Source organism: Serratia sp. H1w, from assembly GCF_000633355.1.
GTDB lineage: Bacteria > Pseudomonadota > Gammaproteobacteria > Enterobacterales > Enterobacteriaceae > Chania.
On sequence record NZ_AYMQ01000133.1, the window covers coordinates 1 to 15,599 of the forward strand.

Sequence of the window (15,599 nt, forward strand, 5' to 3'; positions counted from 1 at the left end):
ACACATTGAATACTTGACCCATGCGATAGTTCAAAAAGACAGTTCATATATTATGCTGAGAATAAAAAAAGCAAAATGGAGTCGATTATTTCCTGTGAAAACAGACTTAATGGTAGCTTGAAGAACCATTGTAAATCATTTCACTGGAGTGGTTATGAATAATAATAAAATGACACTACTATCTGGCGTAATTTGCACAATTATTGTGATAACTCTGTACTTATTCAACCTCAAAGATAACAACAGCGGTTTGTCGTGTGAAGCGGACACTTATTATAAGTGGTTCAAACCTGAGCCAGGAAAAACAGTGAACAGATATATAACGATTCATTTAGAAGAGATCGATAACGCCAAGGAGGGAAAGGGAAGGATTTCATTCACTTCAAATATTCACTATGCGAATAAAATTTACTATTTGAGGCGAGATATCATTGTCAGTTATCAGGTAGGTAATGATAAGCTGTTTTTTTTAAAAACGCTTTACATTAATAAGGACCCCAGAGATAGCATTCCTGCAGAGATGGAAAAACAGCTGGTCCCTGAGATACTGTACAAAGTAGGTAGCCTATCAAGCTACACCATACACAAGGCGGGTAAGCAAGGATACTTTTTCTCTCTTACCGATACTCCGCTATTCTTCTGTAATAGACTGTAATACTAATAAATTTCAGGCCAATCCCCGTAGGACCAAGCGCCAGCCACTCTCCACTTTAGAGAGTGGTGGCTCCCACTGACTTACCCTTGGCTAGCGGTTAAGTCATTACCCTTTACTTATGATCAAGGCGCTCTTCCGGCACGTCGATCACTTCTTCCTCTTTACGGTACAGGCTAATCAGCTTGAACAGCAGGCTCAGGCCGATCCCGACGATGGTCGCCAACGCCATGCCTTTCAATTCCGCCGCGCCGATATGCACTTTCGCACCGCTAACGCCGATAATCAGGATCACCGAGGTCAGGATCAGGTTTTGCGCCTTGTTGTAATCCACCTTGGATTCAATCAATACGCGAATACCCGAAGCGCCAATCACCCCGTACAAAAGCAGGGAAACGCCGCCCATCACCGGCACCGGCACCACCTGGATCGCCGCCGCCAGCTTGCCGACGCAGGAAAGCAGAATGGCCAGAATAGCCGCCCCGCCGATCACCCAGGTACTGTAAACCTTAGTGATCGCCATTACGCCGATGTTTTCACCATAGGTCGTATTAGGCGTGGAACCGAAGAATCCCGAAATCACGGTAGAGATCCCGTTGGCAAACATTGAGCGGTGCAGGCCCGGATCGCGCAGCAGGTCTTTTTTAACGATGTTCGCCGTGACCACCAGGTGGCCAACGTGCTCGGCAATCACCACTAATGCCGCAGGCAGAATGGTGAAGATGGCAAACCACTCAAAGCGTGGCGTGTAGAAGGTCGGCAAGGCAAACCAGTGCGCATCACGGATTGGCGTCAGATCGACGACCCCCATAAAGAACGACAGCGCATAACCCACCAATACGCCAATCAGGATCGGGATAATTGCCAGGAAACCACGGAACAGCACCGAGCCCAGGACGGTTACACCCAGCGTGACTAACGAAATGGTGATGGTGGTGCTATCTGCGGCAGTGCCTTCTGCGGGTAACAGTCCGGCCATATTAGCCGCCACGCCCGCCAGCTCCAAACCGATGACGGCAACGATTGCGCCCATCGCCGCAGGGGGGAACATGACGTCCAGCCAGCCGGTTCCTGCCTTCTTGACGATCAACGCCACCAGGCAGAACAATACGCCGCACATGATAAAACCACCCAGTGCGACCTCATACCCCAGCGGCAACAGCAGCAATACAGGTGAAATAAACGCAAAACTGGAACCCAGATAGGCCGGTATCTTGCCCTTACAGATAAAGAGATACAGCAATGTCCCCACGCCGTTGAACAGCAGCACCGTTGCCGGGTTGATCTTGAACAGGATGGGGACCAGCACGGTGGCCCCAAACATGGCAAACAAATGCTGGAAGCTGAGCGGGATAGTCTGGAACAGCGGCGGGCGTTCATTAACGCCGATGGCGCGACGGGTCATGTGGTGTTTTTCCTCTGAACAGGTTGGTTAGTCTTTTAACAACCCCTGTGGATTTCAAGGCACGGCAAATTTTGCCTGCGTTGAAAAACCAAGGGCATTAAAAAGCCGACTCTCTGGTCGGCTTATATTTTTATTTGGTACCAAATATCTTGTCGCCTGCATCACCCAGGCCAGGCACGATGTACCCTTTGTCATTCAGACACTGGTCGATCGAGGCGGTATACAGCTCAACGTCCGGATGCGCTTTCTCCAGCGCGGCGATCCCTTCAGGAGCCGCAACCAGCACCAGCACCTTGATGCTGCTACAACCAGCTTTCTTCAGCAGGTCGATGGTGGCGATCATCGAACCACCGGTAGCCAGCATTGGGTCAACTACCAGCGCCATACGCTCGTCGATGTTGGAAACCAGTTTCTGGAAATACGGTACCGGCTCCAGGGTTTCTTCGTCACGATAAACCCCAACCACGCTGATACGAGCGCTTGGTACATGCTCCAGCACCCCTTCCATCATGCCCAGGCCGGCACGCAGGATTGGCACTACGGTAATTTTTTTCCCTTTAATCTGCTCAACTTCAACCGGCCCACACCAGCCTTCGATGGTGACTTTCTCTGTCGCCAGATCGGCTGTCGCTTCATAGGTCAGCAAACTACCCACTTCAGAAGCCAGCTCACGAAAGCGTTTGGTGCTGATATCGTGTTCGCGCATCAGACCAAGCTTGTGTTTAACCAGCGGGTGTTTCACCTCAACGATCTTCATCATTTTTCTCCTATTAAGGTGGTTGCGGCCAAAAAAATCGCCGGATTATACCGCCTTTTGCGCTTCGCGCCACTACCAATAGCCGGATCGAGATCAACAAAAGATTGATCAACAGTATAGAAGACGAAAAGTTCGAGCGGGCGCACATGGTTCTCGCAAACGTTTGCTTGCGCTGTTAGAATTGCCGCGCCTGGTTCCGGCATCATCGCCGGAAGCACCGTTCTCAAACCGCAAACCGTCGTGGGGATCGCGCAGTGACCGACAAAACCTCTCTCAGCTATAAAGACGCAGGTGTCGATATCGATGCTGGCAACGCATTGGTAGACCGCATCAAAGGTGTAGTGAAACAGACCCGCCGCCCGGAAGTGATGGGTGGGCTGGGCGGTTTTGGCGCCCTGTGCGCGTTGCCGCAGAAATACCGCGAGCCGATACTGGTTTCCGGCACCGACGGCGTGGGCACCAAGCTGCGTCTGGCGATGGATTTGAAGCGCCATGACACCATCGGTATCGATCTGGTGGCGATGTGTGTTAACGATCTGGTGGTTCAGGGCGCAGAGCCGCTGTTCTTCCTGGATTACTTTGCTACCGGCAAGCTGGATGTGGACACCGCCGCCAGCGTGATCACCGGGATCGCCGAAGGATGTAAGCAATCCGGCTGTGCGTTAGTTGGTGGTGAAACCGCCGAAATGCCTGGCATGTACCACGGTGAAGACTACGACGTCGCCGGTTTCTGCGTGGGTGTGGTGGAGAAATCCGAAATCATCGACGGCAGCAAAGTTCAGTCTGGCGACGCACTGATCGCTCTGGGTGCTTCAGGTCCGCACTCCAACGGTTATTCGCTGGTGCGCAAGATCCTGGAAGTGAGCAAGACCGATCCTGCTACCACCGATCTGGATGGCAAGCCGCTGGCGGACCACCTGCTCGAGCCAACCAGGATTTACGTTAAATCCGTGCTGGAATTGATCGAGAAAGTGGACGTGCACGCTATTGCTCATCTGACCGGCGGCGGCTTCTGGGAAAACATCCCACGCGTGCTGCCAGAAGGCATGCAGGCGGTGATCGACGAATCGAGCTGGCAATGGCCTGCCGTATTTGGTTGGTTGCAGCAGGCAGGCAACGTGAGCAGCCATGAAATGTACCGCACCTTTAACTGTGGTGTCGGTATGGTGATCGCGCTGCCACAAGAATCGGTAGAAAAAGCCATCGTAATATTAACTGCCGCAGGTGAAAAAGCCTGGCAGATTGGTAAACTGATCGCTTCTTCTGACGAACAACAAGTGGTCATTCAGTGATGAAAAAGATTGTGGTGTTGGTCTCCGGCCAGGGGAGTAATCTCCAGGCGCTGATCGACGCCTGCCAACAGGGCCGGATCGCCGCCACTCTCGTGGCGGTAATCAGCAATAACGCACAGGCTTATGGCTTGCAGCGTGCCGAGGAAGCTGGCATTGCCGCTCAGGCGCTGGATGCCAAAGCCTTTGCCGATCGTGAAGCCTTTGACGCTGCGCTGGCGCAGGCCATCGACCAGCATCAGCCCGATTTGGTGGTGTTGGCCGGTTATATGCGTATTCTCAGCAACGCGTTTGTGCAGCACTATGCCGGACGCCTGCTGAATATCCACCCTTCCCTGCTGCCGAAATATCCAGGGCTGCATACCCATCGTCAAGCTATCGACAACGGCGATGCCGAACATGGCACTTCGGTGCATTTCGTGACGGAGCAGCTCGACGGTGGCCCGGTGATCCTGCAAGCCAAGGTGCCAATCTTCCCCGGTGACGAGGAAGATGAGGTGATTGAGCGGGTGCAGACCCAGGAACACACCATTTATCCCCTGGTGGTGAGCTGGTTTATCGAAGGGCGGTTGGCGATGCGTGACAACGCTGCCTGGTTGGATGGTGAACGCCTGCCTGCACAAGGCTATGCGGCCGACTAACCTGCAACTAGCTGCAATCTAAACGGTACCCTTCGCGGTGCCGTTTTTTTTCGCCTTGAATCAGCGCCTGGGGTTATACTTTGGCCAGATTAATGACCCGAGGAGAATGTATGTCGAGCACCACCAACGTCAGGCTGCGCCCGCTGGAGCGGGAAGATCTGGCGTTTGTTCACCAGATGGATAACAACGCCAGCGTAATGCGCTACTGGTTCGAAGAGCCTTATGAAGCCTTTGTTGAGCTTTCCGATCTGTACGATAAACACATTCACGACCAGAGCGAACGGCGCTTTATCATCGAACATGAAGGGGCCAAGGTCGGGCTGGTTGAACTGGTAGAGATCGACCATATTCACCGCCGTGCCGAATTCCAGATCATCATCGATCCGGCACATCAGGGCAAAGGCTATGCCAGCACCGCCGCCAAGCTGGCGATGGACTATGGCTTCTCAGTACTTAACCTCTATAAGCTGTATCTGATCGTCGACAAAGAGAACCCGAAGGCGATCCATATTTACAGCAAGCTGGGCTTTGAGGTGGAAGGCGAGCTGATTGACGAATTCTTCGTTAGCGGCGCATACCGCACCGTGCTGCGCATGTGCATCTTCCAGCCGCAGTATCTGGCGAAGTTCAAGACTGCCCAGGCTAGCGATAAGCCGTTGGTGAAATAACAGCAAACCGGGGAGATATTCTTCTCCCCGAAAACCACAATTACTTGGCGCCCAGATAATCCCATTTACCCACTGCTACACCCTGATTACGCAGGATGTTGTAAGCGGTAGTCAGGTGGAAATAAAAGTTGGGAATGGCGAAGGTCAGCAGGAAATCTTGCGCGGTGAAGTGGAAATCACGCGTTTTGCTTTTTATCTCAATATTGCGGCCATCGGCATCGGCAAAATCGGCCGCCTGGAAACCCTGCACATAGGCAATCGTTTTTTCAATACGCTGGTAAAGATCGGCAAAGCTGGCTTCGTTATCCGGCATAGAGGGCACTTCCTGCCCGGCTAATCTGGCCACGGCGCCTTTGGCCGCATCGCTGGCAATCTGCACCTGCCGCAGCAGAGCGAACATATCCGGCGCCAACCGGGCTTCTAACAGCACGCTTTCAGCCTGCTGCTTCTCCTGCAAGAACTGTTCACCTTTTTTCAGCAACGCTGACAGGATCTGCAAACCACGGATAAACTGCGATGGGCAATGGGCATAAATCGACAAAGACATACAACCTCCAGATGTGAGTAACTCGTCATCTTACGCCGGTTGCCAAATCAATGTCGTTGAGTTGTTTTACAGTTTGTGACTGTTCGCCGATGCCATTCAAATAATCAATTAATTACTATTTACCATACAATTAATTGATTGGTTACGCCGCTTCAGAGGATTCTTCGATCGACCAACGGAGTGGTGAATTAGCTCGCGTTATTAGGTATCATCCCTGCGACTAGGGATAGCCCTACAGGAACCGTCACGCGGGCAGCCGGCAGATCACCTCTGGCATCTCGCACTTTCGCCTGGAACGGACTTCAAACGGCCTGAAAAAACATGCGTAATTACAACTTATTATGGTGTGTATGGGGATTATGGGCACTGTCCATCGTTCTCTGGCTGACAGGGATCAGCGTCACCGGGATCTACTTAAAACGCGCGCTGCTGGCCGCTTTGCTGCTGGCATTGTTGGCAACGCTGGCGTTTATCTACAAAACAACAAGGATGAATAAAATGTTGTCATTCAATAAGAAAAACAAGTCGATTGCTACGGAAAAGGCACAGGAGTTGATCGATCAGCCTGCACCGCAAGCATCTGCCCATGCCGAACCGACCCCAGCAAACGATGTGCTCGATGCGATCAAGCCCATCCGCGCCAAGAAGGACACCTTTATCTCTAATGGTGCGCTGTTCACCGGCGTGATCGAAGGTGACGGCAATATCATTGTCGAAGGCCGGGTTGAAGGGAATATCATTTGCAGCCACATGGCGCGAATTGAAACTACTGGCCATGTGAAAGGTGAGATCCGCGCCCAGCAGATCATGATTAACGGCCCGGTTGAAGGCCGCTGCTTCGCCGACTCTCTGTCAATCCAACCGAAGGGCAGCATGCGCGGGGATATTTTCGCCGACGAAATCTCCATCGAGAAAGGCGGCCTGTTTATTGGCCAGTCGCAGCTGATGCAGAAAACCCCCGCTCAGGCCCAACCCGCTCAGACAAAAGTCACCGCGCTGAAGAAGGTTGAACCTGAACAGCAGGCCGCACAGCCGAACCAGCAAGCCAATTAAGCACCTCGCCCGTCAGCCATAACGGCCAGTGATGTAATCCTCTGTACGGCGTTGGCGTGGCGAAGTGAAAATGGCATCGGTATCGCTATATTCCACCAGCGTCCCCTGGTGGATAAACGCCGTATAGTCGGAAACCCGTGCCGCCTGCTGCATGTTGTGAGTGACCAGCACCACACTGTAGCGCTGTTTCAGCACCGAAATCAGCTCCTCGATGGTCAAGGTGGAGATCGGATCCAACGCAGAGGTCGGCTCGTCGAGCAGCAACACTTCTGGCTCCACCGCGATAGCCCGGGCAATCACCAACCGCTGCTGTTGGCCGCTGGAAAGGCGAAACGCATTTTCCCGTAGCCGATCTTTCACCTCATGCCACAGCGCAGCGGCACGCAAGGATCGCTCCACGGCTTCATCCAGAATACGTCGGTCACGCACGCCCTGTAAGCGCAGGCCGTAAACCACGTTTTCGTAGATCGATTTTGGAAACGGGTTTGGCCGCTGGAACACCATACCTACTCGCCGCCGCAAAGCAGCCACGTCAATCTGCGGGCCGGAAATGGTTTCACCATTTAGTTGTAACTCGCCGTCGATCCGGCAGCGTTCCACCAGATCGTTCATCCGGTTAAAGCAGCGTAGCAGCGTGGACTTGCCGCAGCCAGAAGGGCCAATCAGCGCCGTCACCCGATGTTTGGGAATGCGCAGGGAAATATTGTGCAGCACCTGCTTGTCACCATAAAACAGATCGAGGCCATTTACCGCCAGCGCGGTATCCTCATCGGCAAGGTGCTGGACATCCAGCCGGGGTAAGCTGCCCGGCGTTATCAGACTCATTTGGCTCTCCCTAAAAAATCCCATCGTGTTACTGCGACCATGCTTTATACCGCTCCCTCAACGAGTGCCGGATACCCATTGCCGTCAGGTTCAGCCCAACAACAATCAGCACCAGCAGGAATGCCGTGGCAAAGACCAGTGGCCGCGCCGCTTCTACGCTCGGGCTCTGGAACGCCATATCGTAGATCTGGAAGCTCAGGTGCATGAATTTACGTTCCAGGTGCAGGTAAGGGAAAATATCGTCCACTGGCAGCACCGGGACGGATTTCACCACGCCGACCAGCATCAGCGGTGCCGTTTCCCCCGCCGCTCGCGCCACGGCCAGGATCAGCCCTGTCATCATGGCCGGTGCCGCCATCGGTAGCACGATGCGCCAGAGCGTTTCTGCTCGGGTTGCGCCCAGCGCCAACGACCCCTGACGCAGCGAAACGGGAATACGCGACAGCCCTTCTTCAGTGGCGACAATCACCACTGGTAAGGTCAGCAAGGCCAAGGTCAATGCGGCCCATAGCACGCCCGGTGTACCGAACGTCGGGTTGGGCAAGGAATCGGCGTAAAACAACCGGTCGAGCGAGCCCCCTACCATATAGACAAAGAACCCAAGGCCAAATACGCCGTAGACGATCGACGGTACCCCCGCCAGATTCACCACGGAGATGCGGATCAGCCGCGTCAGTAGATTATTGCCTGCATACTCGTGCAGATAGACGGCGGCGATCACACCAAACGGCATCACCACGATCGACATCAGGATCACCATCAACACGGTGCCAAAGATCGCCGGGAACACGCCCCCTTCGGTATTGGCTTCCCGTGGGCTGTCGGTCAGGAATTTTTGGATCTGCTTGGCCCAGTGCGCCAACTTCTGCCCGCTGTTCATGTCATTGGGATACCAGGCATCACGCACCTGGCTCAGGGCAATGGTGTGCACCTGCCCATGCATGTCGCGCAGTTGCAAGGCATCACGCTGGCGATCGCGCTCCAACCCTTGCAGCTTGCCCGCCAGAAGGCGGTATTGGCGCTGCAATTCCAGCCGTTCGGCATGAATAGAGGCTTGCCAACGCGCATCCAGCTTATTCTCACGCAGCAGGCGCTTTTCATGCAGACGCAAGTCTTCAAACTGTTCGTTAATCCGTGCCATATCGCGGAACTGAATATCGCGCGCCTGCTTGGTCAACGCCGCAATCTGTGGCAAGCGCTGCTGCAATGCCTGGCTCAGATCGCTGCCGGTCAACGGTTGGCCATCTTCCAGTAAACCGGCCAGATAGCCATAAGCGGTCCCGTTACTGTTACGCTCCAGCACCAATAAATCGCGCGGAGTGGTCATGTTACCGACATCGCTGGCCAGTAAGGTGCGGAAATCCTGCCCTTCGCTTTCCCGGTTACCCACTTTGATCAGATAGCGGATAAAGCTTTGTTCGTCTCCCGGAGGCAACGCGACACCGGCGTCTTGCAGTTGCTGGCGCGAGATGGTCTGCCGTTGATACAGTTCACCCACTACCGTCACCGGGCCTGCGGCCGTCTGGTTCAGTTCGAACTGATAAACCGGGCTAGGCCAGAAATAACGCGTCCCCTGCCCGGCCAACAGCAACATAATGCCGATCAGTGCCAGCAGGCTGATGGCCACCGAGGCCGCCGTCAGCCAAATCCACGGGGAGCCGCTTTTGACCCAGCCTCTCATGGTGTCTCCTGGTTAAGCGTATAACGCTTACGCAGGCGCAAACGGACCGCCTCCGCCAGCGTGTTGAATACAAAGGTAAAGATAAACAGCACCAGCGCGGTCAGGAACAGCACCCGATAATGGCTGCTGCCCGTGACGGCCTCTGGCATTTCGATCGCAATATTAGCCGCCATGGCACGCAAGCCCTGGAACAGGCTGCCGTCGATCAGTGGTGTATTGCCGGTAGCCATCAGCACGATCATGGTTTCCCCCACCGCGCGGCCAAACCCAATCATCAACGCCGAGAAGATACCGGCGCTGGCGGAAGGTAACACCACACGCAATACGGTTTGCCACTGGGTGGCTCCCAGGGCCAGTGAACCCCGGCTAAGCGAGGCAGGAACGCTGAACAGCGCATCCTCTGCCAGCGAAAAGATAATTGGCACCAGTGCGAAGCCCATCGCCACGCCCACCACCAGCGTATTACGCTGATCGAAATCCTCGCCCAACCAGAAATGCAGCGGTTCACCAAACAGCTTAAGCTCCAGCCAAGGCCCAACGGCCAGCGTCAGCCAAACGGTCAGTACCACCACCGGTAACAACAGCAGCAAATCCCAACCTGGCGACCAGGGGCGCGCCGTAAATCGATTGACCAGCCAACTGCATAACAGCACGGCACCGGCCAACAGGAACGGCAAGGCCAGCACGGCCAGCAGATAACGTTCAATCATCGGTGCCAGCCAGATACCGGCCACCAGCCCAATCACCACCGTTGGCAACGCCCCCATCACTTCGACCGCCGGTTTCACTACCCGCCGTAGCCCCGCCGACATAAAGCAGGCGGTATAGATAGCCCCGGCCAGCGCCAGCGGAATGGCGAATAACATGGAGTAGGCGGCCGCCTTGAAGGTACCAAAGATCACCGGCATCAGGCTGAACTTAGCCTGGTAGCTATCTTCACCCGAGGTGGATTGCCACACATAGGCCGGTTCAGGGTAGTTCTCATACCACAGCCGCTGCCATAGCGAACGCCAGGTTACGTCTGGATAGAGATTATCCACCGCGTAGTGCCGCCAGCCTTGGGCGGTTTCCAGCAATAGCCCGTCGCCACGTGGGGCAAATGCCATTTGCTGCACGTTGGCAGGCAGTTGGTCCTTCAGCAACGGCTTGGACTGGATGCTGGAGAACAAGGCGAACTCCCCTTGCGGCTGCAAGGTGGCGAAGACCCGCCGATACGGCTCGGCCACCAGCAGTTCCTGTGGGGTCGTCTGATGGATAAATTGCTGGATCGGAGCCAACTGATAGCGCTGGTTCTTCTCCACGTCAAACCATTCACGCAGGCTGCCGTCGCTGGCCTGGATCAGCAATGCGCTTCCCCCAGGCAACGCCGTCAGGCGATAGGGCGGATGTTCACCAAGGGTGCGAGTCTCACGCAACTGCGGCTGTTTACCTTCAATCTGATAGCGGGCCAGTTGGTTACCGGTTAACACATAAAGCTGGCGACCATCCGGCGTTAGCAGCAGTTGTTGAGGAGCCGCAACCAAAGGGATTTCCGTTGGTTGGCCCTGAAGCGTCGGGTTGAAACGCCCAAACAGCAGCCGATTGTCGTCCGTTACCGCTGCCAGCAGGAAATTCCCCTGGCGGACTTGCGCCAAACTTAGCAATGTCAGCGCATGTCCATGGGGATCAAACGCCAAGGGCTCCTGCCCCAGTGGGAAGCGCCACTGCGGTTCGCCACCTCCCACCGGTGCAAAATCGGCTTGGGCAACCATCAATCGGCCATCCGCCCGCGCCAGGACAAACAGATCGCGCTCCCCAACCGCCTGAGCGAATGAGGTAGGCAGGCTCAATAACGTTTGCGGCGCCGGATTAGGATCCGAAGACTGCAACGAATAAAAACGCCCTTCCCCCTGGCGATCGATGCGATAGCCAATACGCTGCTGTACGTCCATTCCGATAGCCAACGCCGGGGAAGTGTGGGCCATTGGCAAGGTGCGTGAAGCACCTAGCGATGCCGGTTTGAACAGCGGTAATACCGAAAGTAAGAGATAGACAAAGATCAGCATCAGCGTCATCAATACCAGCAGCCCGCTGACCGTCACGGCCCCTTGCACGCCACGATCAACGCGTGCGCGCAGGCGATCCCGGGGATGTTGGTTAAGCGTTGTCTGTGCCATTTGCCTGTCGTCGGTTCCATTGTCGGGCTTGCGCCCAAAGATAACCGGGCATCTTATGTCAGTTTTGTGACGTTTGCATGACAAAGTTGCCGGGCGTAGCGCAAGATGAATATCTATTTGCAGCGGGCATCGCGGCAGGATAACTCCGCAGTTATGTTGGACATTGTTGTCAATCTCTCGCAATAATGTCGGAGGACACTAAAGCGGTATTCGGCATCAAGTCCGATCCTTTTCTAAAATCGAACTGGAGTAGCAATGGGTCAGGAAAAGCTCTACATCGACAAAGAATTAAGCTGGTTATCCTTTAATGAACGCGTATTGCAGGAAGCCGCAGATAAGAGCAATCCCCTGATTGAGCGCATGCGATTTCTGGGCATTTACTCCAATAACCTGGATGAATTCTATAAGGTCCGCTTTGCCGATCTGAAACGGCGCATCTTGATCAGCGAAGAACAGGGCTCGGGCGGCGCTTCGCGTCATTTGCTGAAAAAAATTCAGGCCAAGGTGCTGAAGACCGATCAGGAGTTCGACGGCCTGTACAACGATCTGTTGTTGGAAATGGCGCGTAACCAGATCTTCCTGATCAACGAACGCCAGGTGTCGGAAAACCAGCAAATCTGGTTGCGACAATACTTCAAGCAGCACCTGCGCCAGCACATCACGCCGATCCTGATCAATCATGACACCAATCTGGTGCAGTTCCTGAAGGACGACTACACCTATCTGGCGGTGGAGATTATTCGCGGTACACGCATCGATTATGCGCTACTGGAAATCCCTTCCGACAAAGTGCCCCGTTTCGTCAACCTGCCGCCGGAAGCTCCACGCCGCCGCAAGCCGATGATCCTGCTGGACAACATCCTGCGCTATTGCCTGGACGACATCTTCAAGGGCTTCTTCGATTACGACGCGCTCAACGCCTATTCGATGAAAATGACGCGCGATGCGGAATACGATCTGGTGACCGAAATGGAATCCAGCCTGTTGGAATTGATGTCATCGAGCCTCAAACAGCGCCTGACCGCCGAACCGGTACGCTTTGTATATCAGCGCGATATGCCCAACGAGATGGTGGAGCTGCTGCGCAACAAGCTGGGGATCTCCAACTACGACTCGGTGATCGCCGGTGGCCGCTACCACAATTTTAAAGACTTCATCAGCTTCCCCAACGTTGGCAAGGCCAATCTGGTCAACCGTCCGCTACCGCGCCTGCGGCATATCTGGTTCGATAAATTCCGCAACGGCTTCGACGCCATCCGCGAAAAAGACGTGCTGCTGTACTACCCGTATCACACCTTTGAACACGTGTTGGAACTGCTGCGCCAGGCGTCATTCGACCCTAGCGTGCTGGCAATCAAAATCAATATCTATCGGGTGGCCAAAGACTCGCGCATCATCGAATCGATGATCCACGCGGCGCATAACGGCAAGAAAGTGACCGTGGTGGTGGAGTTGCAGGCACGTTTCGACGAAGAGGCCAACATCCACTGGGCCAAACGCCTGACAGAGGCCGGAGTGCACGTTATCTTCTCCGCGCCGGGGCTGAAAATTCACGCCAAACTATTCCTGATCTCACGCCGTGAAGGCGAGGATATTGTGCGCTATGCTCATATTGGTACCGGCAACTTTAACGAAAAAACGGCCCGTATCTACACCGACTACTCGCTGCTGACCGCCGATTCACGCATCACTAACGAAGTACGCCGGGTATTCAACTTTATTGAAAATCCGTACCGGCCGGTTTCCTTCGACAACCTGATGGTTTCGCCGCAGAACTCCCGCCGTATGCTGTACGACCTGATCGATCGTGAGATTGCCAACGCCCTGGCCGGTGAAAACGCCGCGATTATGTTGAAAATAAATAATCTGGTGGATAAAGGGCTGGTAGATCGGTTATATACCGCTGCCGCTGCCGGCGTGAAAATCCGTCTGTTGGTGCGCGGCATGTGTTCGCTGATCCCCAACTTGCCGGGCATTAGCGACAATATTCAGGTTATCAGCATCGTCGACCGTTATCTGGAACACGATCGGGTATACGTATTCGAAAACAAAGGTGACAAACGGGTTTACCTCTCTTCCGCCGACTGGATGACCCGCAACATAGATTACCGTATCGAAGTGGCCGTCTCGCTGCTGGATCCGGCGCTCAAACAGCGCGTTCTGGATATTCTGGAGCTGCTGTTCAGCGATACGGTCAAGGCCCGCTATATCGATAAAGAACTGAGCAACCAGTATGTACCGCGTGGCAATCGCCGTAAGGTCCGTGCACAGGTGGCCATTTATGAGTATTTAAAAGCTCTGGAACAACCGGAAAACTAGGCCAGCAACTATGCCGCTAAAAAGCACCGCCACCAATAACAAGCCACAGGAAATCGCTGCCATCGATCTTGGCTCGAACAGTTTCCATATGGTGATCGCCCGCGTCGTTAACGGCGCTTTACAGGTGTTAGGCCGTTTAAAACAGCGGGTACACCTTGCCGATGGATTGGACAGCAATAACGTGCTCAGTGACGAAGCCATGGAACGGGGTCTGGCTTGCCTGGCGCTGTTTGCCGAGCGGCTACAGGGTTTCCCGGCGGATAACGTCACCATCGTGGGGACCCACACCCTGCGTCAGGCGGTGAATGCCGAAGTGTTCCTCAAGCAGGCGGAAAAAGTGATCCCCTATCCGATCGAAATCATCGCCGGGCAGGAAGAAGCCCGTCTGATTTTTATGGGGGTCGAACATACTCAGCCGGAAAAAGGCCGCAAGCTGGTGATCGATATCGGTGGTGGCTCGACCGAATTGGTCATTGGTGAAGATTTCGAACCTCTGCTGGCTGAAAGCCGCCGGATGGGTTGCGTCAGCTTTGCCCACCTGTTCTTCCCTGAGGGAGAGATCAGCAAAACCAACTTTAAGCGCGCACGTTTAGCCGCCGCCCAGAAGTTGGAAACCCTGGCGTGGCAATACCGCATTCAGGGCTGGCAATATGCCTTGGGCGCGTCTGGTACCATCAAGGCCGCTCACGAAGTGCTGGTCGCGATGGGCGAAAAAGACGGGTTGATTACCCTCGAACGGCTGGAGTTGCTGGTCGAACAGGTGTTGCAGTTTAAAAACTTCAGCGCCTTGAGCCTGCCTGGGCTGTCGGAAGATCGCCAATCGGTGTTTGTGCCGGGGCTGGCGATCCTATGTGGGGTATTTGATGCGTTGGCTATTCGCGATCTGCGCCTGTCTGACGGTGCCCTGCGCGAAGGCGTGCTGTATGAGATGGAAGGCCGCTTCCGCCACCAAGATATTCGCAGCCGCACGGCCAAAAGCCTGGCCGATCACTATAATATCGACCGTGAGCAGGCCAAGCGCGTGCTCGACACCACCGAGCTGTTGTACGCCCAGTGGATGGCGCAAAATACCAAGCTGGTGCAGCCACAGTTGGAAGCGCTGCTGAAATGGGCAGCGATGTTGCATGAAGTGGGCCTGAGCATCAACCATAGCGGCATGCACCGCCATTCCGCCTATATCCTGCAAAATACCAACCTGCCGGGCTTCAATCAGGAACAGCAGTTGCTGTTGTCGGCGTTGGTACGTTTCCAGCGCAAAGCGATCAAGCTCGAAGAGTTGCCCCGCTTGAACCTGTTCAAGAAGAAATATTATCTGCCGCTGATCCAACTGTTACGCCTGAGCACCCTGCTCAACAATCAGCGTCAAGCTACTACCACGCCAGAAACCCTGCGTCTGGAAACGGATGATAATCACTGGACGCTGCGCTTCCCTGCTGGCTATCTGACGCAGAACAACCTGGTACAGCTCGATTTTGAACGTGAGCAGGAATATTGGAATGACGTGGTTGGCTGGAAGCTGATGATCGAAGAAGAAGGTGAGCAGGACGCAGACGCCGAACTTAAGGCGTAATCCCCTCACCCCACCCCTCTCCCTGTACAGACCGGG

At 54.6% G+C, this 15,599-nt stretch carries 14 protein-coding genes; 7 read left to right on the forward strand and 7 right to left on the reverse strand.

Features of this window, described 5'->3' with window-relative positions:
* Positions 1–154: 154 nt before the first annotated feature.
* On the forward strand, positions 155–655 hold the full coding sequence (locus U869_RS0126520; protein ID WP_025123710.1) for a hypothetical protein: 501 nt from the start codon (positions 155–157) through the stop codon (positions 653–655).
* A gap of 112 nt (positions 656–767) precedes the next feature.
* Here the strand turns inward: U869_RS0126520 and uraA are convergent, their stop codons facing one another.
* The 3 genes from uraA to U869_RS0126535 form a co-directional block, all read right to left on the reverse strand.
* Positions 768–2,057: a uracil permease gene (uraA, locus tag U869_RS0126525; RefSeq protein ID WP_025123709.1), complete on the reverse strand. Its 1,290-nt coding sequence runs from the start codon at positions 2,055–2,057 to the stop codon at positions 768–770.
* Between the two features lie 130 nt (positions 2,058–2,187).
* On the reverse strand, positions 2,188–2,814 hold the full coding sequence (gene upp / locus U869_RS0126530) for a uracil phosphoribosyltransferase (protein WP_025123708.1): 627 nt from the start codon (positions 2,812–2,814) through the stop codon (positions 2,188–2,190).
* A complete protein-coding gene (locus tag U869_RS0126535; protein WP_025123707.1) occupies positions 2,814–3,020 on the reverse strand; it encodes a hypothetical protein in 207 nt (68 codons plus the stop codon). The genes upp and U869_RS0126535 overlap by 1 nt, the downstream gene beginning before the upstream one ends.
* A 48-nt stretch (positions 3,021–3,068) precedes the next feature.
* On the opposite strand from U869_RS0126535, the gene purM reads away from it, so the two are divergent.
* The 3 genes from purM to speG all read left to right on the forward strand — a co-directional run bounded on the left by purM (position 3,069) and on the right by speG (position 5,412).
* On the forward strand, positions 3,069–4,106 hold the full coding sequence (gene purM / locus U869_RS0126540) for a phosphoribosylformylglycinamidine cyclo-ligase (RefSeq protein ID WP_025123706.1): 1,038 nt from the start codon (positions 3,069–3,071) through the stop codon (positions 4,104–4,106).
* Positions 4,106–4,744, forward strand: a complete 639-nt coding sequence (gene purN / locus U869_RS0126545) for a phosphoribosylglycinamide formyltransferase (protein ID WP_025123705.1) — start codon at positions 4,106–4,108, stop codon at positions 4,742–4,744. Before purM ends, purN begins: the two co-directional genes overlap by 1 nt.
* Positions 4,745–4,854: 110 nt before the next feature.
* Positions 4,855–5,412 carry a spermidine N1-acetyltransferase gene (gene speG / locus U869_RS0126550; protein ID WP_025123704.1) on the forward strand — a complete coding sequence of 186 codons (558 nt, stop codon included), beginning with the start codon at positions 4,855–4,857 and terminating at the stop codon, positions 5,410–5,412.
* A 40-nt stretch (positions 5,413–5,452) separates the two neighbouring features.
* On the opposite strand, the gene U869_RS0126555 is transcribed toward speG, so the two are convergent.
* A complete protein-coding gene (locus tag U869_RS0126555) occupies positions 5,453–5,959 on the reverse strand; it encodes a DUF1993 family protein (protein WP_025123703.1) in 507 nt (168 codons plus the stop codon).
* A 321-nt stretch (positions 5,960–6,280) separates the two neighbouring features.
* Between U869_RS0126555 and U869_RS31590 the strand changes: the two genes are divergently transcribed.
* Positions 6,281–7,012, forward strand: coding sequence for a polymer-forming cytoskeletal protein (locus U869_RS31590; protein ID WP_081795975.1), 732 nt, complete (start codon positions 6,281–6,283; stop codon positions 7,010–7,012).
* Between the two features lie 12 nt (positions 7,013–7,024).
* Here the strand turns inward: U869_RS31590 and pstB are convergent, their stop codons facing one another.
* The 3 genes from pstB to U869_RS0126575 are packed head-to-tail and all read right to left on the reverse strand — an operon-like array spanning position 7,025 to position 11,674.
* Positions 7,025–7,837, reverse strand: coding sequence for a phosphate ABC transporter ATP-binding protein PstB (gene pstB / locus U869_RS0126565; protein ID WP_025123702.1), 813 nt, complete (start codon positions 7,835–7,837; stop codon positions 7,025–7,027).
* A gap of 28 nt (positions 7,838–7,865) precedes the next feature.
* Complete coding sequence (gene pstA / locus U869_RS0126570; protein ID WP_025123701.1) at positions 7,866–9,518, reverse strand: phosphate ABC transporter permease PstA; 1,653 nt, start codon at positions 9,516–9,518, stop codon at positions 7,866–7,868.
* Positions 9,515–11,674 (reverse strand): ABC transporter permease subunit, encoded by a 2,160-nt coding sequence (locus U869_RS0126575; protein WP_025123700.1) that lies wholly within the window; start codon positions 11,672–11,674, stop codon positions 9,515–9,517. Before U869_RS0126575 ends, pstA begins: the two co-directional genes overlap by 4 nt.
* A 255-nt stretch (positions 11,675–11,929) precedes the next feature.
* Here U869_RS0126575 and ppk1 point away from each other — a divergent pair, with 255 nt between their 5' ends.
* Together ppk1 and ppx are read left to right on the forward strand one after the other, a co-directional pair.
* Positions 11,930–13,993, forward strand: a complete 2,064-nt coding sequence (gene ppk1, locus U869_RS0126580) for a polyphosphate kinase 1 (RefSeq protein WP_025123699.1) — start codon at positions 11,930–11,932, stop codon at positions 13,991–13,993.
* Between the two features lie 10 nt (positions 13,994–14,003).
* Positions 14,004–15,563, forward strand: a complete 1,560-nt coding sequence (gene ppx / locus U869_RS0126585; protein WP_025123698.1) for an exopolyphosphatase — start codon at positions 14,004–14,006, stop codon at positions 15,561–15,563.
* The last annotated feature ends 36 nt before the right edge of the window (positions 15,564–15,599 follow it).